Genomic DNA, 19,181 nt, shown 5'->3' with positions numbered 1-19,181 from the left:
GAATGCTAGATCGCTCGGGCGCCAGTATTCCGTAATGTTTTCAAATTGCAATGCGGGCTTGTGCCGCTCTTTTACGTGCCTTGCGCATACAGCCACGCATGCTGTGGGAAGAAGCGATCGAGCGTCTGAGCCTTGCCGAACATGATGTCGTGCTGGAGGTATCGATAGTCCCGTACGAGGGGATCGAGGCTCTTCGGTTTCAAAACCCAATCGGGCGACGGCGTGTTGTCGCGCGAAATCAGCTGATAGCGATCGATGACGCTGTACTTCTTCTGCACGCGGCCGAGAAAGCCCGTGTAGTAGGGATGCTCGAAGCCGGCGAACTTTAGAAGATGGTAGGGAAGGAGCGACGGGCTGATCGTACCCACATCCTTCTTGCTGCCTTTCTTGTTGGACCAGATGACGAGCGGCGTCTCGTGCTCCTGCTTCATGACGCTGACCGATGCCTTGCGCGTGGCAACCTGGTCGGGCATGTAGCCGGTCGCCGTGTAGACGTTGCCGAGTGGCGGAAGGTGATCGCCCCAGAGGACGATGATCGTCTCGCGATCGCGCTTCTCGGCCCAATTCATCAGCATCTTGAGGCTGTCGTCGGCTTCCTTGATCCCTTGCGTATAGGTGGCCAGCGTTGCCCGGTCCGCATCGTTCAGGTTGCCCTTGATGTCGACGCTGTTGTGTACGTAACGGTTCGGCTCGTAGGGACCATGTCCCTGCAGAGTGACACCAAAGAAGAAGAACGGACGATCAATACCGTCGGCCTCGTTCATGATCTCCTTCATGAGGGACTCGTCCGAAGCGAAGATGCCCCTCTTTTCCATCGGAGGCATGGTTTCTTCAGAGCGGAACTGTTCGAAACCGAAGTCCTTGTAGACTTCGTTGCGGTTCCAGAACCAGCCGCTGAATGGATGCAGAGACCGGGCGGCATAGCCTTCGCCGCGGAAGAACGTCGCAAGCGAGGGGACGTTGCTGCGAATATACTGCTGGTAGGGAATGCTGCCATAGGGCAGGAAGGCATTCGAGAAGCCCGTCAGTGCCTCGAATTCGACATTGGCGGTCATGCCGCCAAACTCGGGTGAGAAGACATGGCCCGACTGCTCGGCCCTGATATTCGGCATCGGATCCGGCGACAGGGTGACGGTCTTCAGCCGGGTCGGATCCCAGAAGGATTCACTCATCAGCATGATCACGTCGGGCTTTTCGCGCGGGCCACTGAGATAGCCGTAGTTGCGGGTCGGAATAGCATCAAGCGCCTGCGTACCGAAGCCGACCGGCGCTGCCACGTCGGCCATCGGAATGTTGAAGATGAAGGCGAGGATGAAGCCGTTGCTGCGGTAGTTTTCCTTCTGATCCCACATCATCGGCAAAACCTGAAGGCGATCGCGTATGTAGGAGTATTTGGAATAATCCATCAACGCGCCAAAAGCTGCGATAACAGGTAAGCCGATACAGAGTTGACGCAGTTGGGCGGTCCTTGAGAGCCGCGGACAACGGCGCCAAGCGAAATGCCACAGGACGGCAATCGCGACCGCGGAAAGAACGATGCCAACGACCATGGCAACCGCTGTCCACGGCCGGTCGCGCGCCATCACGGGAAGCAACTCCATGATCTGGCGCCCAAATAGGACGTCGGACGGGTACAGGGGGTCCGTGAGATAATGCTGCTTCTGGCTGGAGACGATGGCGGGAACGAGCACCAGCGGCAGAACGATCAACGCCGAAATGAATCGTCTTCCCAGGGCAGCGTCCAGCGAGAGCATCAGGACGGTCAACATCACGACCGTTGTCATGCCGGGGCGTACCGGCGATGTCAGGAATTCGCGCACATCGGCGAACCCATCGCGGGCGATTATTTCGACCGCTACAGTGGCGAAGAGAGCAATCAGGGCCGAAAGGCAAATTCCGAGCGCAGCGCGTAAAGCTGGCGATTGGGCGCTTCCCCTGACACCAGTGGAAAGCGACGCGAAACGCGCTGCCGCTGCGGACCTCATTCCCAACGCGATCAACTAAGAAACTCCAACGTCATAAAAGCTTCATCGAACTGTCACATCTTCGTCATGAACGCTAGATGAACCGTTATGTTTCCCACATTTGTGATCGGTGGATAAAGCGCCGCCGGCGCCGTCCGCGGATGCCCGCTTCGGTTCACTTGCTTGTGCCGAGCGGCGAGCCGTCGTAGGTCTGACGAGTTCGATGTCAGGAGGATTCAGATTGAGAAGTTCCATCGAGATCTACAACATCAAAACAGGCCAGGCGCGCGTTGTCTGGCAAACCACGCAACTGGTGGAAGCGCCAAACTTTTCGCCGGATGGAGGCTATCTTCTGCTGAACGGTGACGGGCTTCTCTACCGCCTGGTGCTTGACGGTTCGGGCAAGGTCGAGAAAGTCGATACCGGATTTGCCACGGCCTGCAACAACGATCACGGCATCTCGCCTGACGGCCGTCAGATCGTCATTTCCGACAAGACCGAGTTCGGGAAATCGACGATCTATGTACTTCCGGCAGAAGGCGGCGCGCCGCGTCTGGTGACGCAAAATCAGCCGTCCTATTGGCACGGCTGGTCGCCCGACGGGAAGGATCTCGCCTATTGCGGCATCCGCGACGACCTATTCGACATCTACACGATTTCGGTAGACGGCGGCGACGAGAAGCGGTTGACACGCGGCGAGGGGCGCAACGACGGGCCAGATTATTCGGCCGACGGCCAGTGGATCTACTTCAATTCCAGCCGCACGGGCCTCATGCAGATCTGGCGCATTCATCCGGATGGGACCGGCCTCGAACAGATCACCAGCGACAACTACGGCAATTGGTTTGCTCATCCGTCGCCCAACAACGATAAGGTCCTGATCCTCTCCTACGACCCCGACGTCTTCGACCACCCTCGCGATCTCGATGTTTGTCTGCGGCTGATGGATATGGATGGCGGCAACCTGACGACGCTCTTCAAACTCTTTGGTGGGCAGGGAACGATCAACGTGCCGAATTGGTCGCCGTCAGGCGATGAGTTCGCCTATGTGCGGTACTACCCGATCTCAGCATGAAGGATTGCATCGACAGATTTTTCGCGGCATAGACCCTCCGTCGGGTGCCCGTCTCAGGCGGGAGAATCGGGAATTCGGTGAAAGACCGAAACGTGCCCAACGCTGTAAGGCTGACGACTGCCGCAACAAGCCACTGGTCCAGTATCGGGAAGGCGCGGCAGCCGGATGACGCCAAGTCAGAAGACCGGCCCGACATCATAGACTGACCCGCGTGGACGGCGGGGCGGTTGTGTTGTTGGGGATTGACGATGCGACCAGACAATTCAGGCTCCCTGTCGGGAGCCGCAGCCTTTTCGGCCGAGGAACGTGACGCCGTATACAGGGCGATATCGACGCGTCGTGACGTACGTTCGGAATTTCTCCCGGACCCCATACCGGATGACGTCATCATCAGGCTTTTGTCGGCTGCGCATCACGCGCCGTCCGTCGGGTTCATGCAGCCTTGGAATTTCATTCTGGTGCGCGATCAGCAGGTGAAGGAGGCGGTCTGGCAGGCGTTCGATTACGCCAACCGCGAGGCCGGCGAGATGTTTCAGGGGGAGCGACAGCAGCTCTACCGGTCGCTGAAGCTGGAGGGCATCCGAGCCGCACCGCTCAGCATTTGCGTCACCTGTGATCCCAATCGCTGCGGCGATGTCGTTCTCGGCCGAACGCACAACCCACGAATGGATTCCTACTCCACGGTCTGCGCCGTGCAAAATCTGTGGCTCGCAGCCCGCGCCGAAGGCGTGGGGGTCGGCTGGGTGAGCATCTTTCACGAGTCCGATATCAAAAGGATTCTCGGCGTTCCAGAGCGGGTCGAGATCGTTGCCTGGCTCTGTGTCGGCTACGTCGATCAACTCTATCAACAGCCGGAGCTGGCGGTCAAAGGATGGCGCCAGCGCCTGCCGCTCGAGGAGCTTGTCTTCATGGATCTTTGGGGCAATTCAGCGGAATGATGCGGCCTACTGTTGCTGCGGCTGGGGGCCTGGCTTTGCCGGGTTCTTGAGGTCGATCGTACCTTGGTCGCCGGCAAGGAACTGCGGGCCGATCTGGCGCACCTTGCTTCCTGCCGGATCATAGGGCCTGTCCGGCACCTGAGGCTGAGGCGCGGCCGGTGCGACGGCATGGCTCTCCATCTCAGGCTTCTTGGTTTCGATCGTTGTGATCGATCCCTGTTGTGGCGGTTCGCTGATCGATTGGTTTTTTCGCATCCGCGCGTAGTAAGCGTTAAGATCGCAACTGCAGGACGATTTTTCGCCGGGCTTGCGGTTCTTGTAAGCGAAAGCATTCGGCATGGCGGTGTAAGGAGCGCCTGTCGTCGCGGAGATCATCTGCGATGTCTCGGTGCTGGAGACGTCATGATAGAAGAGCTCGGTTTCGATGCCGGGACACATCTTCGAGCAGGTGTCGGCATCGCGGGCAAAGTCTTGGGATGTTGCGTTCGAGCTCAACGGAAAGAAGCCGCCGTCACAGCTTCGCACGCATACGGTGTTCAGATGAGAGAGCGGCGACAGGCCCGGGAGACCATAACGGCGCTGGCTTGGATCGCCACCCAAGGGAATGAATGTGTCGTTCCGCAACGCCTGATCTTCGATGCTGGGTGGCGGCGCATATCCTTGGCCGGTGTCAGCGGGCCACTGCGCCTCGTTGCAGTCGTTGTCGTCGAGCGCTGCAAGAAGCTCGTTCCTCATGCGGACATCCTCACTCTGGCCGCGCAGTTCGTCGCGACGCTGCTGCAGATAACGGATGTTGTCGACCATCTTGGCTTCGGCGCGCTCGAGTTCGCCACAGTAGCCGTCATCATCGCCGATCACGACCATGCTGCCGCTCGTGCAGCCGTTTTGGCGCAGATCGCTCCGGAGTTTGCGAAGTTCAAGGTTTTGTTCGGCTATGGCGCTGGCGTATTTGCGCACTTCGGGCGTGCTGCCGATGATCTGCGGCAGGTCGGCGAGGCGGCCGCGCAGGTCGCCACAGATCGCCGGCATCTGGGCATGGGTCGGCCCGGTCAGAGCAAGGGCGGCTGTGAGTGACAAAATCCAGCGCTTCAAGGCATCGTCCCATCGGTGAGCAAATACCAGGGTCATCAGGCGCGGCGTCCTGCCGCGCCTTCATTGCTAGCCCGCTTGTCGCAACAAGCTGCGGTCGGAACCTTAACGCATTTTTTTCAATCTGCCGCAAATCATGCTGGCTGTGAAGCCTCGACGACGGCGAGGGCGGCCATGTTGACCACGCCGCGGGAGGTCACGGAAGGCGCCAGGATGTGCGCCGGCAGTGCCGCGCCAAGCAGGATCGGCCCGACATGCAGTCCATCGATCATCGACTTTACAACGCCCAATGTGATGTTGGCCGCATCGAGGTTCGGGAAGACCAGCAGGTTGGCTTCGTCATGCAGTGTCGTATCGGGCATGACGCGCTTGCGCAGCGCGTCGGAGATTGCGCTTTCGCCGTGCATTTCCCCGTCGACTTCCAGTTCCGGCGCAGCCTCGCGCACCAGCTGAAGCGCAGCGCGCATCTTCGTCGCGCTCTCGGATTCACGCGAACCGAAGTTCGAGTGGGATACGAGGGCAGCACGCGGCGTGATGCCGAAGCGCTTGATTTCCTCTGCGGCGAGTATTGCGGACTCGGCAATCTCTTCGGCGCTCGGATTGAATGTAACGTAGGTGTCGGTGAAGAAAGTAGCACCGCGTTGCGAGATCAGCAGGCTGAGCGCCGAGAAGTCGCAAACGTCTTGCCTCTTGCCGATGATCTGGCGGACATCGCGCAGATGCTTCTCGTAGCGGCCTTCCAGGCCACAGATGAGCGCATCAGCTTCGCCGCGCTTTAGCGCCAAAGCGCCAATGACCGTCGTGTTTGTGCGCACGATCGTGCGGGCCGCTTCCGGAATGACGCCACGCCGTCCGACCAGTGAGAAGTAAAGATCCACGTATTCGCGGAAGCGCGGATCGTCTTCCGGATTGATCACGTCGAAATCTGCAAGCGGGCGGATGCGCAGACCGTAACGCTGCAGGCGGGTTTCGATGACCGATGGGCGGCCGATCAGAATCGGCTCGGCAATGCCTTCTTCGAGCAGGACCTGTGCTGCGCGCAGGACGCGCTCATCCTCGCCTTCGGAGAAGATAACCCGCTTGCGCTCGGCGTTCTTGGCCGCCGCAAAGATCGGTTTCATGATGAAGCCGGAACGGAAGACGAAGCGATTGAGCTGATCGAGATAGGCGTCAAAATCGATGATCGGACGCAACGCGACACCGCTCTCGGCAGCGGCTCTCGCGACTGCCGGGGCAATGCGCAGGATCAGGCGCGGATCGAAGGGCGAGGGGATCAGATAGTTTGGACCGAAGACCGGTGTCTCGCCGGAATAAGCGCGGGCTGCGACATCAGATGGTTCCTCGCGTGCAAGGGCGGCAATGGCGCGCACGGCGGCCATCTTCATTTCTTCGTTGATCGTCACTGCGCCGCAATCCAGCGCCCCGCGGAAAATGTAGGGGAAGCAGAGAACGTTGTTCACCTGGTTCGGGAAGTCGGAACGACCGGTGCAGATCATCGCATCGGGGCGGGCAGCGCGGGCGAGATCGGGCATGATCTCCGGCGTCGGGTTGGCAAGCGCCATGATCAGCGGGTTCTCGGCCATCTGCGCGAGCAGTTCCGGATTCAGCACGCCGGCGGCGGAAAGGCCAAGAAAGACGTCGGCGCCGCCGATGTTTTCGGCGAGCGTGCGCGTGTCGCTCTTCTGGGCATAGACGCTTTTCCACTTGTCCATCAATTCGGCGCGGCCTTCGTAGACGAGGCCTTCGATGTCATGGACCCAGATATTTTCCCGCTTGGCACCCAGCGTGACGAGGAGGTTGAGGCAAGCAAGGGCTGCCGCGCCGGCGCCTGAGGCAACGATTTTGACCTCGTCAATCTTCTTGTTCGCCAGTTCCAGGCCATTGAGGATCGCGGCAGCGACGATGATGGCGGTACCATGCTGGTCATCGTGGAAAACCGGGATCTTCATGGTCTCGCGGAGCCGACGCTCGATCTCGAAACATTCCGGCGCCTTGATATCCTCGAGATTGATGCCGCCGAAGGTCGGCTCGAGCGAGGCGACGGTGGAGACCATCTGATCGACACTCGGTGCCTCGACTTCGATGTCGAAGACGTCGATGTTTGCGAATTTCTTGAAAAGGACGGCCTTGCCTTCCATGACTGGCTTTGAGGCAAGCGGACCGATATTGCCGAGGCCGAGAACGGCCGTGCCGTTGGAAATGACTGCAACCAGATTGGCGCGCGAGGTGTAGTCGGCGGCCGTTTCGGGATTATCGCGGATCGCCAGGCATGGTGCTGCAACACCCGGGGAATAGGCGAGCGCCAAGTCGCGCTGGTTGCCGAGCGGTTTGATTGCCTGGATTTCGATCTTGCCCGGACGGGGATAGCGGTGAAAGTAGAGCGCCTGCTCGTCGAGGCTTCCACCTGCCAAATTCTTTTCCGTCTTGGACTTTTCCTGATGATCCATCGTCGCCTCCGAGCTGCCGCATGCTGTCTTGGAGTGTTTTCAATACATCAAACGGCATGGCGGAACAGTCGGAATTTCCGTTCGAAATGCGAAAACAACGCAAATCTGCCGTGACGTCAGCGCAGGTCCACCGAAACCGGGAAAATCCACCGGGACAGCAGCATGTCATCTTCCTGAAACACGACTCTGGTTTTGGAGGGGGAGGTGAACGATGGGACACGAGCAGGATGCTTGTGAGGGACAATATGGATACGCGGCACTTCCGTACGCTTTTCATTTCCGATGTGCATCTCGGCTCCAAGGCCGCGAAAGTTGACTTCCTGCTCGACTTTCTCAAGCATCACGAGGCGGATACCATCTTTCTTGTCGGCGATATCATCGACGGCTGGCGGCTGAAGCGTAGCTGGTACTGGCCGCAGGATTGCAACGACGTTGTCCAGAAGCTGCTGCGCAAGGCGCGCAAGGGCACGCGGGTCATCTATATCCCGGGCAATCACGACGAATTCCTTCGCGACTTTCCGGGCACCCATTTCGGCGGCATCGAGGTCGCTGAACGGATGATGCACGAAGCGGCCGACGGCAAGAAATACCTCGTGCTGCATGGCGACGAGTTCGACGTCGTCGTGCGCAACGCGCGCCTGCTCGCCTATCTCGGCGACTGGGCCTACGACATGGCGATCATGATCAATATCGGCCTAGCAGCCATCCGCCGCCGAATGGGCATGCCCTATTGGTCGTTTTCGGCATGGGCCAAGCTGCAGGTCAAACACGCAGTCAACTTCATCGGCGAGTTCCAGCGTGTCGTCGCTGAAGAAGCCCGCAAGCACGGTGCCGACGGCGTGATCTGTGGCCATATCCACCACGCGGTGATGGAGGACATGGACGGCATCCGTTACATCAATACCGGCGACTGGGTCGAAAGCTGCACGGCGATTGCCGAGCATCAGGACGGCACGTTTGAATTGATCGAGTGGCGTGCAACGAGTGGCATACAGCCGATGCCGATGGCGATCGGCCATCGTGAAAAGGAAGTCGCGCAGCAGGCCGCTTAAGCGCGGCCTTCGCTCCCCAATTCTATGCATCAATTTAGCCCGTTGTGTCTTTGCGACAGGCCCTATTTATTTTTTGAAACGTTTCAGATGGGCAATTTCTTGCCATAGTCGCCTTTAGGTTGATGTGTTAGGCAACGTTCAGTTTCCTGCAGGTCCACCGATGATTCCCGCTCAAAATCCTCCGGCAAGTGAGGAGGCACCGCCGCGCTTTCGGCTGCTCAGTGCCTTGTCGTACTGTGCGCCTTTACTCGTCAATGGCGTGGCCTTACCGTTCTTCCCGATGTGGCTTGCGCTGCACCAGTTCAACGACCATGAGATCGGCGTCATTCTCGCCGTGCCGATGGTCGTGCGAGTCCTCGTCGCCCCTATTGTCGCGATGTATGCCGACCGGATGAAGGAACGGGCGGATGTGTTGCTGTTTTCTGGCTGCCTATCGCTGCTAACGGCGATCGCGCTCTACTGGACCAATACATTCTGGCCGGTGCTGATCGTCTACACGATCCAGGGTGCAACCTTTGCCTGTTACGTCCCGGTCGTCGAGTCGATCGTGATCTCCGGTGTCCGGCGCTGGGGCCTGGACTACGGTTCGATGCGGGTATGGGGTTCGGTGGCGTTCATCGTCTCCACCCTGATCGGCGGGCAATTGATCGGGCGTTGGGGCGGCGAGATGGTGTTGCCGGTCATGACATTTGGCTTCGTGACAACGGTGGTGATGGCGATCTACTGCCCACGAATCGGTCCGACGCGCAGGCGTGGCACACCGGTCGATATCTCGGCGGCGACCGGGAGTTCGCTACGGCAGCCTCATCTGCTCGCTTTGCTGATCGGCGTCGCAATCCAACAGTCGAGCCACGCGGTCCTGCAGGCGTTCGCGTCCCTCTACTGGCGCGATCTCGGCTTCTCCGGCACGCAGATTGCCGTCCTTTGGAGTGCCGGCGTCGCGGCCGAAGTGACGGTGTTTTTTCTGTCTCGTCGACTGAGTCGCCGATTTAGCGCCTGGACGCTCATTCGCTTCGGTGCGGCGGTCAGCGTGTGTCGCTGGATCCTGTTTCCGATGCATTGGGGTTTCTGGGGCTTCCTTCTGCTCCAGTGCATGCATTCCTGCACCTATGCCTTCGTGCATACGGGTGTACAGAGACGGATCGTCGCCTCGGTGCAGGAGACCCAGGAGTCGTCGGCGCAGGGCGCCTATTTCTTCTACAACGGCATGTTCATGGGACTAATGACGATTGCTTCCGGCTACGTCTACGCGTGGCTCGGCCTCGCAAGCTACTACGTCATGGCGCTGGTTGCCCTAACCGGGCTGGGCCTCGTAATCGCGGCCTATTATCTTCAGCCCCAAAGCGTTGTTTCCGGCGGCCAAACGAGGGAGGCTGCGTAACGCAACCCGGGTTCGCGGTCGCGAGCCAGGAGTAGCGGCCCGTCCAGGTCGACGAACTCGGCATCGTGCCCCAACAATACGGCTGGCGCCATAGCCAGGGACGTGCCGACCATGCAGCCAACCATGATCTTGAAATCAAGGCGTTGCGCCTCTTTCTTCATCGCAAGCGCCTCGGTGAGGCCGCCAGTCTTGTCGAGCTTGATGTTGATCGCGTCGTAGCGGTTGCGAAGGCTCGCGAGGTCGCCGGTATGATGTACGCTCTCGTCCGCACAGACGAGCAGCGGACGACGGATCTCGGCCAGGAGTTCGTCCCTGCCTGCCGGCAGCGGCTGTTCGACCAAGACGACACCCGCCTCGGCAGCGATGCGAAGATGGTGCTCCAGCGTTTCCTCTGGCCAGCCTTCGTTGGCATCAAGGATGATGGCCGCATCAGGGGCAGCATCGCGAACCGCGCGGATGCGGCTTTCGTCGTCGCCGGTGCCGACCTTGACCTTCAGCAGCGCCCGACCGGCGTTCGCACGCGCCTGGGCTGCCATGACATCAGGTTCGCCGAGCGAGATCGTAAAGGCCGTCGTCAGCGGTTGCAGCCCAGCCAGTCCCAGGCTGTTGATGACAGCGTTGCCCGAGTTCTTCGCTTCGAGGTCCCAGAGGGCGCAGTCCACGGCATTGCGTGCGGCTCCGGGCGGCATTGCACGCTGCAGTTCCTGGCGCGTCAGGCCACCCTTGATCAGCGGTCCCGCAGCGTCGATCTGTGCGGCGACGCTTTCCATCGTCTCGCCATAGCGGCGATAGGGAACGCATTCGCCCCGGCCGACCATGCCGCGTTCCCGGATTGTGCAGAGGATCACGTCCGCCGACGTTTTGGCGCCGCGCGAGATCGTGAATGCGCCGGCAATGGGGAAGGATTCCGTCTGAATTTCAAGTGACCGTGGCATATTTGCAATCCTGCGCGCATGGAAATTTGGTGTGGCTTGGGTATATTGATCCGAAGCGGCGAACCGCTAGTTCGCGAGTCGGCAATGTCGCCGTAAGCCTTGAAAGACACAAGCGTTTTGAAGTCCGAAACCCGTAACGCCGCCTCACTGCATGTGGACGACCAGACCCATGGCTCGGGACAGCTCGTTCATATCGAGGGGAATTGGCGAAGTGCCAACCTGCATCTCATTCTGCGCGACTTCGAAAAACTCACAGCCGGCCGCAGCGGTGAGGTGACGCTCGACCTTTCCGGCGTGACGGATATCGACACGGCCGGGGTCTGGTTGCTCTGCCGGCTGAAGAAGCAAGTAGAAGGCGCCGGTAGCACCGTACGCTTCGAAGGCAGCAACGCGCATATCGACGAAATGATCGCGGAGTTCTCCGAGGAGCCGCCGCAGCCCGAGCAGGAGCCGCAGCGAAGCCCGAGTTGGACGGAGCGGATCTTCGCGCCGATCGGTAAGATTACCTTCGATATCTGGAATAACCTCGCGGCTGCGATGTATATCCTCGGCTCCGCTGTCCGCGGCGCGCAGATGAAATTCGGGCGCGGTAGCGGCGTATCGCCGGCGTCGATCGTTAATCAGATCGACCACATGGGCGTGCGTGCGGTGCCGATCATCTTGCTGATGTCGTTCCTGATCGGCGCGATCATCGCGCAGCAGGGCGCCTTTCAGCTGCGCTATTTCGGTGCCGAGGTCTTCGTCGTCGACCTCGTCGGCATCCTGCAGCTTCGCGAAATCGGGGTACTTCTGACAGCTATCATGATCGCCGGCCGCTCTGGCAGCGCCATCACCGCCGAAATCGGTTCGATGAAGATGCGCGAGGAGGTGGATGCGCTGAAGGTGATGGGGCTCAATCCTGTTGGAGTGCTCATCTTCCCGCGTCTGGTTGCGCTCACGGTGGCACTGCCGCTGCTGACTGTCATTGCGAATTTCGCGTCGCTCTTTGGCGCTGCGGTCGTGGCGTGGGGCTATTCGGGCATTACCTTCGCGAATTTCATCGCGCGCCTGCACGAGGCGATCACGCTATCGACGGTTCTATCGGGGATGATCAAGGCACCATTCATGGCGCTGGTTATTGGTATCGTTGCGGCGGTGGAGGGCTTAAAGGTAGGCGGTAGTGCTGAGTCGCTTGGCCAGCATGTCACGGCGGCGGTGGTGAAGGCGATCTTCGTCGTTATCCTCATGGACGGGCTTTTTGCCATGTTCTATGCGGCCATCAATTTCTAGGGATCGTACGTGGACGGACAGCAGGCAGAGACCAGAAACGATGAAGGACGGGATGTCGTGCTCTCGGCGCGCGGCGTGACCGTGGGTTTCGGGTCGAAGGTCGTTCTCGACAATCTGAACCTCGATATCTATCGCGGCGAGATACTGGGTTTTGTCGGTGCGTCGGGGACAGGCAAGTCGGTCTTGATGCGGACGGTGCTTCGGCTGCTGCCGCGCCGTTCCGGCAACATCAAGATCCTTGGTCAGGATTTTGACGAACTGGACGAACCGCAGCGCAATGCACTCGACATGCGTCTCGGCGTGCTCTTTCAGCAAGGAGCCTTGTTCTCCTCGTTGACGGTGAAGGAAAACATCCAGGTGCCTATGCGCGAGTATCTGGATCTTCCGCAATCGCTGATGGACGAACTGGCTCAACTGAAAATCCGGCTGGTCGGGCTGGCGGCGGATGCCGCCGACAAATACCCGTCGGAGCTTTCGGGCGGTATGATCAAGCGTGCGGCGCTGGCGCGCGCCTTGGCGCTCGACCCGGAACTGGTGTTCCTCGACGAGCCGACTTCGGGCCTCGATCCGATCGGTGCTGCGGAGTTCGATGAGCTCATTGCAAGGCTCAGAGACACTCTCGGACTGACCGTCTACATGGTCACCCACGACCTCGACAGCCTCTTCTCGGTTTGCGACCGCATTGCTGTGCTTGGCAAGAAGCGGGTAATGGTCGAGGGAACGATCGACGACATGCTGGCCTTCGACGATCCGTGGGTTCAGGCTTATTTCAAGGGCAAGCGGGCGCGTTCGATCGTGCCGCAGAGTGGCCACGCAGGCAAGGACAGCCTGGCGCAAGACAGCCGCGGGAAGTGAGCGGATACGATGGAAACAAAAGCGAACTACACGATTGTCGGCTTTTTCACGGTGCTTGTCATCGCGGCGGCGTTCGGCTTCGTCTACTGGATGGCCGAATATGGGCGTGGCGGGCCAATGGCCGAACTGATCGTCCGTATCCCCGGCTCCGCGAACGGCTTGAGCGTCGGCTCGCCGGTGCGGTTCAACGGCATTCAGGTCGGTTCGGTCAAGTCGTTGTCGATCGATGCGGACGATCCGAGCTTCTCGCTGGCGTTCACCGAAGTCCGGGTCGATGCGCCGATCTATCCTTCGACGAAGGCGATCCTTGAAATCCAGGGTCTGACGGGTGCTGCCTATATCGAACTGTCGGGGGGCAAGATCGGCGAAAAGAACATCCTTCAACAGTCGATCGACACCGGGAAGCGAGCGGTTATCATCGCGGACCAGTCGAGTGTGACGAACCTTCTGGCGACGGCAGATAAGATTCTCGACCGCGCGAACGATGCCATCGGGCAGGTTCAGGGGTTTGTGAAGGATGCGCGTGGGCCGCTGACCAAGACATTGCGGAATGCCGAGACGTTCTCCGACGCGTTGGCCAAGAACTCCGGCAACATCGACTCGTTCCTGCAAAGTGTCGGACAGCTGTCCGATACGGTTCGCAAGGTCTCAGGCCGTGTCGACTCGACGCTGGAGGCGGTCGAGGCGCTGGTGAAAGCCGTCGATGCGAAGAAGATCGATACCATTCTCAGGAATGCCGAGAAGGTCAGCCGCGACGTCGCCGATGCTTCAGGCAACTTCAAGGGAGCGATCGAGAAGTTTCAGGAAACGGCGACGACCTACAATGACCTCGGCAAGAAGGCGCAGGCGACACTCGATCGGGTGGATACTCTGGTAGCGCAGATCGATCCGGCGAAGGTCAAGGGATCCGTAGACGACATCTCGCAGGCAACCAAGGATGCGCGCACCGCTGTCGCATCGATCAAAGACGTCGCGAACACCGTTTCGGCCCGGCAGAAGGACATTGATCAGACGATCCAAAACGTTTCGCAGATGGCGAACAAGCTGAACTCGGCTTCGACGCGCGTCGACGGCATTCTGATCAAGCTGGATGCGCTGCTCGGAACGGACAATACGCAGTCGCTGTTTGCGCAGGCGCGTGACACGCTCACCTCGTTCAAGAAGGTCGCCGACAACCTCAACTCGCGGATTGGTCCGATTGCCGACAATCTGCAGAAGTTTTCCAGCGGTGGGCTGCGCGATATTCAGTCGCTCATCAACGACACGCGCTCAACCGTACAGAATCTTAGCAATACGATCAGCGATTTCGACCGCAATCCGCAGCGGCTGATTTTCGGCGGGGATACGGTAAAGCAATATGACGGCCGGACGCGGCGTTAACAGGGATATTAGGGGAGCGCATATGGCCGTATCGGATGTGTTGCAGCGTCGTTCGTGGATATCGATAACCGCGATCGCGCTGCCGCTATTGGCAGGCCTTGCGGGCTGCGGGACGGCTGCAAAGAACGACACCTACGATCTCTCAGCGTCGGTGACCGGCAGTGGACCGGCGGCAAAAGGCCGCCAGATCCTGGTGCAGCAACCGACCGCGCTGAAGGCGATCGACAGCGAACAGATCGTCATTCGGGTGGCTCCATCGCAAATACAGTATCTTTCCAAGGCGCAATGGGGCGACAAGCTGCCACGCATAGTTCAGGCGAAGCTGGTCGAAGCCTATGAGAACTCCGGCAAGCTCGGCGGCGTCGGCGTCCCCGGCCAGGGGCTCGCGATCGATTATCAGCTGGTGACGGATATCCGCTCCTTCGAGATCGACACGACCGCCGGCAGCCGTGCGGTGGTTGAGATTTCAGCCAAGATCCTGAATGACCGCAATGGTTCCGTGAGAACTCAGAAAGTGTTCAGACAAGAGGTGCCTGCGGGCGGATCGAACGATGGTCTTGTGAAGGGCCTCGATCGCGCGTTTGCACGTGTATCTGCTGAAATCGTCAACTGGACGCTGCAGTCTATTTGATCGTCCATGCCGGGTAGGCGGGAAGGTGCCGCAGGTCCCTACCGACTGGGGCCGGCATGACCGGTGGAAACCGCATCCGAGACTTCAATGAAATGCGACCGCAAACAATGACCCCGAAACGAAAATGGCCGCCCTTTGGCGTAATGCAGTTCACTTAGGTTTGCTTACGGCTCTTATCGGGTATCTGGCAGGCAGTTTTTTGACGACACGGGGGCATGATCGCCCCCGTTTTTCTGTCAGCAACAAGTCTGCCAATCTGTTTCTCAATCTGGTGAGGTGGGCGGGGATTTTGCCGGGTGCTTCGATCGCCATCCATCCCCATTCGTGACGCAGGTAATGCAGGGCTGTGATAAAGCTTAGTCGGGTTGGCTCGACTTGGGCTTCGGTCGCGACCTCTGCCATTTCGAGCCGCACCAGATTGTAGGCCAGCAACGCGCCCCAGACCTCCTGATAGACAGTCTCCGGCGTGCCGCTTCGCAGGGTCAGTTCGCTACCGAGAAGCTCCTGCTTGAGTTCGCGATAACTTGTCTCGATGCGCCATCGCTCTTCATACTGATGGACGATTTCGCTTGCCGGATAAGTTTGTCTGTCCATCAGCGATGTCAACAATATGCGCTTTTTGCCATGGCTGGTGTGCAGATTCCGAGGCAATCCGCCCCCGCATTCCGAAATGATGCCGCCCCCCAATTCCGAGAATTAACCGCCCCCTTGTTCCGAGATGATGCCGCCCTCTGATTGGGGTGTTTGTCGGGGTGTTCTGCTGGTGAGACGTTCGTCCTTTCAGTTGCCTGAGAGGAAGGAACGCGATGCCAGCGGAGAGACTAAAGATGCGGCGTGTCCGCGAGATACTGAGATACAGATTTGAGGAAGGCCTTGGCCACAAGTCGATTGCGGTGCGCGTTGGTGCGGCGCCGTCGACGGTGCGTGAGACGCTGCGCCGTGTGGACATTGCTGGGCTTTCCTGGCCGTTGGGCGAGGACGTCAGCGATGCGATGTTGGAAGCGGCTCTCTACAAGGCTGCCGGCACGAAGACCGGTCATCGCCGCAGCGCTGAGCCGGATTGGGCAATTGTTCACCGGGAACTGAAGCGCAAGCATGTGACGCTGCAGATCCTCTGGGACGAGTATATCGGCCTTCATCCCGAGGGATATCGCTACAGCCGTTACTGTGATTTGTATCGCGGCTGGGCGCTGAAGCTGCCGGTGACAATGCGCCAAAACCATGCGGCCGGCGAAAAGCTGTTCGTCGATTATGCCGGCGACACGGTCACGGTGGTCGTCGACAGATTGTCGGGAAAGACGCGGCAAGCCCACCTGTTCGTCGCAGTGCTCGGCGCATCGAGCCTTTCATTTGCACATGCTCGCTGGAGCGAAACGTTGCCCGACTGGATCGAATGTCACCTGCTTGCGCTTGAGGCGTTCGGTGGCGCACCGGCGTTGCTGGTTCCCGACAACGCCAAGGTCGCCGTCATCAAGGCCTGCCATTTTGATCCGCAGGTCAATCGCACCTATGCCGGGATGGCGGCTCATTACGGAAGCGCTGTTCTTCCGGCACGACCGCGCCGGCCTCGGGACAAGGCGAAGGTCGAAGCCGCGGTTCGCATTGTCGAGCGCTGGCTGCTGGGTCGACTACGCCACCGCGTCTTTTACAGCCTTGCCGACGTGAATGCGGCGATTGCTGAATTGCTCGCTGATCTCAACGACAGGCGCGTCCTGCGTCGCGTCGGGCGCACGCGACGGCAATTGTTCGAAGAGCTGGATTATCCCGCCCTGCGTCCGCTGACTGTGGAACGATACGTCTTTGCGGAATGGAAGATACGCAGGGCCGGTCTCGATTATCATGTCGATATCGACAAGCACTATTACTCGGTGCCCTACCGCTTTGCGCGTGAGCAGGTCGAGGCCCGCATCACCGCCAATACCATCGAGATCTTCCACAAAGGTGAGCGGATTGCCGCCCACAGGCGTTCGAGTGGCAATGGCAAGCACACGACAACGCCCGAGCACATGCCGTCATCGCATCGCCGCTTTGCCGACTGGACGATCGAACGTATCAGCCGCGAAGCCTCCGCGATCGGCTCAGACGTTGCATTGCTCTGCGAGCGTATTCTTGCCGATCGACCGCATCCCGAACAGGGCTACAGAGCCTGTCTGGGCATTATCCGCCTCGTCAAAGCGTTTGAGCGCGAGAGGGTCAATGCAGCCTGCGGCCGGGCATTGGAAATCGGCGCTCGAACCTATGGCTCGGTGCGTTCCATTCTCGACAATCACCTTGACCGACCGTCGGCGTCATCAGGCGCATCATCACCCGAGCCGATCAACCACTCCAACATCCGCGGTCCCCGCTATTACCACTGAGGAGACGACATATGCTTGCACATCCCACCCTTGATAAATTGAATGCCATGGGCCTGACCGGCATGGCCAAGGCGTTCAACGAACTGCTGACCAACGGTGAGAGCGAACAACTCTCCCATGCCGAATGGCTCGGGCTACTGCTGGAGCGAGAATGGAGTTCGCGCCACGATCGCAAGCTTGCCGCCCGGCTGCGGTTTGCCAAGCTTCGCCATCATGCTGTGCCTGAGGATGTCGATTACCGCAGCGACCGCGGTCTCGATCGTGCGCTGTTCATGAAGCTGATCGGCGGCGACTGGATTGATGCCCACGACAACCTCGCGATTTGCGGGCCATCTGGCGTTGGCAAAAGCTGGTTAGCCTGTGCACTCGGGCACAAGGCCTGCCGCGACGATCGCTCAGTTCTTTATCAACGCGTGCCACGCTTGTTTGCCAATCTCGCTCTTGCCCACGGCGACGGCCGCTATGCAAGGCTGCAGCGAACCCTCGGCCACGTCCAGCTCTTGATCCTTGATGACTGGGGTCTGGAACCGCTCAATGAGCAGGCACGCCACGACCTCCTGGAGATCCTCGAAGATCGCTACGGACGCCGCTCGACGATTATCACCAGCCAGCTTCCGGTATCAGCCTGGCACGAGATCATCGGCAACCCAACCTACGCCGATGCCATCCTCGATCGCCTCGTTCACAACGCCCACCGCATCGACCTATCCGGCGAAAGCTTGCGGCGAAATCAGCGCCGGAAATCTTGACTCGTTACACGAATGAACTGACAACAATCACAGCCAGCAGGACCCCAGCCTCAAGGGGGCGAGATCATCCCGGAATCCGGGGGCGCAATCATCTCGGAACAAAGGGGCGGCTTCATCGGAATCGGCAGGCTGGTGGTCGTCTCGATGGCCCTGACCTCCCAGAAGGCCGGCAAGTCCGGTTCTGCCTGCCGCGCCTGGGGCGAGACCTTCATGCGCACCCGATAATCGGTGGGGTGCGGATCCAGTCGTTCCCATGTGCTGTTGGCTTTGGCCGGAATCGGCCAGTGACGCTCATGTCCCTTCGTCTGCAATTGCAAGAGAAGGCTGGCACTGAAGAAGCCCTTGTCGAAGACCGTCAGCGAATGGTCCGGAACCCGGTCGAGCAGGCTTTTGGCATAGAGCATCTCGTTTGTGCCATAGGCTCCGAACACCGCATCACGCACCAGATGCGTCGCCAGCGCCGTCAGCGTCAGCAGCCGCAATTGCGGATAGCTTGCGACAACGCCAGACGCGTAGGCCTGCGCTCCAAAATGCGCCCGGTTCTCCGGGCTGTCGGACGTCCGCAGCGTGCTGCCGTCCACGGCATAACGACAAAGACCCCGCCAGGCACGCCCGGATTGGTGGCGTTCATCCCAGCATGATGCACTCATTGCAAACAACTGCGCCAACGGTGCCTGACCCAAGCGCTGCCGTGCCTGTGTCAACGCGCTCTTGGCAATATCCGCGTTGACCTCATCGGGCAAAACCAGATCAAGATGGGCCACCACCTCCGGGATCGACTGATGACGATAAAGGGCCAACGCAATCACCAGCCAGACGACCTGCTCGGCTGGCAGCTTGCGCTTGCGGATGCTCGCCTTGCCTGTCGTGGCGAGAGCCTGAGCGATCCAGTCCGGGTCGATCGCCTGCGAAAGAGCCGATAATTCGGCCGAATGTCCAAGGGTGCGTGACATCACAAACAAAAACAGGATGGGAAAACGAATCCCCATCCTGAACCATCAAACTTGCCCGCAGCTCACTAAGTGAACTGCATTACGCCCTTTGGCGGCCATTTCTTTT

General features: G+C 59.6%; 16 protein-coding genes and 1 riboswitch. Of the genes, 10 read left to right on the top strand and 6 right to left on the bottom strand.

Annotated elements, in window-relative coordinates; genetic code table 11:
* Positions 1-71 precede the first annotated feature (71 nt).
* Complete coding sequence (locus WGT02_RS12745; protein WP_208250299.1) at positions 72-2,000, bottom strand: LTA synthase family protein; 1,929 nt, start codon at positions 1,998-2,000, stop codon at positions 72-74.
* 205 nt (positions 2,001-2,205) lie between these two features.
* Between WGT02_RS12745 and WGT02_RS12740 the strand changes: the two genes are divergently transcribed.
* On the top strand, positions 2,206-3,039 hold the full coding sequence (locus tag WGT02_RS12740) for a TolB family protein (protein WP_024312794.1): 834 nt from the start codon (positions 2,206-2,208) through the stop codon (positions 3,037-3,039).
* 25 nt (positions 3,040-3,064) lie between these two features.
* Positions 3,065-3,247, top strand: a riboswitch (cobalamin riboswitch).
* 40 nt (positions 3,248-3,287) lie between these two features.
* A complete protein-coding gene (bluB, locus tag WGT02_RS12735; protein ID WP_208250303.1) occupies positions 3,288-3,977 on the top strand; it encodes a 5,6-dimethylbenzimidazole synthase in 690 nt (229 codons plus the stop codon).
* Between the two features lie 6 nt (positions 3,978-3,983).
* On the opposite strand, the gene WGT02_RS12730 is transcribed toward bluB, so the two are convergent.
* Positions 3,984-5,069, bottom strand: a complete 1,086-nt coding sequence (locus WGT02_RS12730) for a DUF2865 domain-containing protein (protein WP_208250590.1) — start codon at positions 5,067-5,069, stop codon at positions 3,984-3,986.
* A 131-nt stretch (positions 5,070-5,200) separates the two neighbouring features.
* Positions 5,201-7,513 carry an NADP-dependent malic enzyme gene (locus tag WGT02_RS12725; RefSeq protein WP_208250305.1) on the bottom strand — a complete coding sequence of 771 codons (2,313 nt, stop codon included), beginning with the start codon at positions 7,511-7,513 and terminating at the stop codon, positions 5,201-5,203.
* A 245-nt stretch (positions 7,514-7,758) separates the two neighbouring features.
* Here WGT02_RS12725 and WGT02_RS12720 point away from each other — a divergent pair, with 245 nt between their 5' ends.
* Together WGT02_RS12720 and WGT02_RS12715 are read left to right on the top strand one after the other, a co-directional pair.
* Positions 7,759-8,565 (top strand): UDP-2,3-diacylglucosamine diphosphatase, encoded by an 807-nt coding sequence (locus WGT02_RS12720; protein WP_024312790.1) that lies wholly within the window; start codon positions 7,759-7,761, stop codon positions 8,563-8,565.
* A gap of 160 nt (positions 8,566-8,725) precedes the next feature.
* Positions 8,726-9,946, top strand: a complete 1,221-nt coding sequence (locus tag WGT02_RS12715; protein WP_024312789.1) for an MFS transporter — start codon at positions 8,726-8,728, stop codon at positions 9,944-9,946.
* On the opposite strand, the gene dgcA is transcribed toward WGT02_RS12715, so the two are convergent.
* Positions 9,898-10,881, bottom strand: a complete 984-nt coding sequence (dgcA, locus tag WGT02_RS12710) for an N-acetyl-D-Glu racemase DgcA (RefSeq protein ID WP_208250307.1) — start codon at positions 10,879-10,881, stop codon at positions 9,898-9,900. The two genes, WGT02_RS12715 and dgcA, sit on opposite strands and share 49 nt — an antisense overlap.
* A gap of 99 nt (positions 10,882-10,980) precedes the next feature.
* Here dgcA and WGT02_RS12705 point away from each other — a divergent pair, with 99 nt between their 5' ends.
* The 4 genes from WGT02_RS12705 to WGT02_RS12690 are packed head-to-tail and all read left to right on the top strand — an operon-like array spanning position 10,981 to position 15,016.
* Positions 10,981-12,150, top strand: coding sequence for an MlaE family lipid ABC transporter permease subunit (locus WGT02_RS12705; RefSeq protein ID WP_208250308.1), 1,170 nt, complete (start codon positions 10,981-10,983; stop codon positions 12,148-12,150).
* Positions 12,151-12,159: 9 nt separating this feature from the next.
* A complete protein-coding gene (locus WGT02_RS12700) occupies positions 12,160-13,005 on the top strand; it encodes an ABC transporter ATP-binding protein (RefSeq protein ID WP_024312785.1) in 846 nt (281 codons plus the stop codon).
* 9 nt (positions 13,006-13,014) lie between these two features.
* A complete protein-coding gene (locus WGT02_RS12695; protein WP_208250309.1) occupies positions 13,015-14,385 on the top strand; it encodes an MlaD family protein in 1,371 nt (456 codons plus the stop codon).
* A gap of 22 nt (positions 14,386-14,407) precedes the next feature.
* Positions 14,408-15,016, top strand: coding sequence for an ABC-type transport auxiliary lipoprotein family protein (locus tag WGT02_RS12690; protein WP_024312783.1), 609 nt, complete (start codon positions 14,408-14,410; stop codon positions 15,014-15,016).
* A gap of 150 nt (positions 15,017-15,166) precedes the next feature.
* Here WGT02_RS12690 and WGT02_RS12685 read toward each other — a convergent pair whose 3' ends face one another.
* Positions 15,167-15,610: a transposase gene (locus tag WGT02_RS12685; protein WP_208249392.1), complete on the bottom strand. Its 444-nt coding sequence runs from the start codon at positions 15,608-15,610 to the stop codon at positions 15,167-15,169.
* A 233-nt stretch (positions 15,611-15,843) separates the two neighbouring features.
* Here WGT02_RS12685 and istA point away from each other — a divergent pair, with 233 nt between their 5' ends.
* Positions 15,844-17,373 (top strand): IS21 family transposase, encoded by a 1,530-nt coding sequence (gene istA / locus WGT02_RS12680; RefSeq protein ID WP_208245675.1) that lies wholly within the window; start codon positions 15,844-15,846, stop codon positions 17,371-17,373.
* An 11-nt stretch (positions 17,374-17,384) separates the two neighbouring features.
* Entirely contained in the window at positions 17,385-18,122 is a 738-nt protein-coding gene (gene istB / locus WGT02_RS12675; RefSeq protein ID WP_024317380.1) for an IS21-like element ISRel16 family helper ATPase IstB, read from the top strand.
* Positions 18,123-18,172: 50 nt separating this feature from the next.
* Here istB and WGT02_RS12670 read toward each other — a convergent pair whose 3' ends face one another.
* Complete coding sequence (locus WGT02_RS12670) at positions 18,173-19,111, bottom strand: IS4 family transposase (protein ID WP_208250310.1); 939 nt, start codon at positions 19,109-19,111, stop codon at positions 18,173-18,175.
* Positions 19,112-19,181 lie beyond the last annotated feature (70 nt).

The sequence above is a fragment of the Rhizobium sp. T1470 genome, assembly GCF_042140505.1.
Taxonomy (GTDB): domain Bacteria; phylum Pseudomonadota; class Alphaproteobacteria; order Rhizobiales; family Rhizobiaceae; genus Rhizobium; species Rhizobium favelukesii.
This window is presented reverse-complemented; position numbering and strand designations above follow the sequence as displayed.

Coding starts and splice junctions, on each gene's coding strand:
- istA (WP_208245675.1), top strand. CDS start 15,844: ATGCGGCGTGTCCGCGAGATACTGAGATACAGATTTGAGGAAGGCCTT.
- WGT02_RS12725 (WP_208250305.1), bottom strand. CDS start 7,513: ATGGATCATCAGGAAAAGTCCAAGACGGAAAAGAATTTGGCAGGTGGA.
- WGT02_RS12715 (WP_024312789.1), top strand. CDS start 8,726: ATGATTCCCGCTCAAAATCCTCCGGCAAGTGAGGAGGCACCGCCGCGC.
- WGT02_RS12685 (WP_208249392.1), bottom strand. CDS start 15,610: ATGGACAGACAAACTTATCCGGCAAGCGAAATCGTCCATCAGTATGAA.
- istB (WP_024317380.1), top strand. CDS start 17,385: ATGCTTGCACATCCCACCCTTGATAAATTGAATGCCATGGGCCTGACC.
- WGT02_RS12720 (WP_024312790.1), top strand. CDS start 7,759: ATGGATACGCGGCACTTCCGTACGCTTTTCATTTCCGATGTGCATCTC.
- WGT02_RS12690 (WP_024312783.1), top strand. CDS start 14,408: ATGGCCGTATCGGATGTGTTGCAGCGTCGTTCGTGGATATCGATAACC.
- WGT02_RS12670 (WP_208250310.1), bottom strand. CDS start 19,111: ATGGGGATTCGTTTTCCCATCCTGTTTTTGTTTGTGATGTCACGCACC.
- dgcA (WP_208250307.1), bottom strand. CDS start 10,881: ATGCCACGGTCACTTGAAATTCAGACGGAATCCTTCCCCATTGCCGGC.
- bluB (WP_208250303.1), top strand. CDS start 3,288: ATGCGACCAGACAATTCAGGCTCCCTGTCGGGAGCCGCAGCCTTTTCG.
- WGT02_RS12695 (WP_208250309.1), top strand. CDS start 13,015: ATGGAAACAAAAGCGAACTACACGATTGTCGGCTTTTTCACGGTGCTT.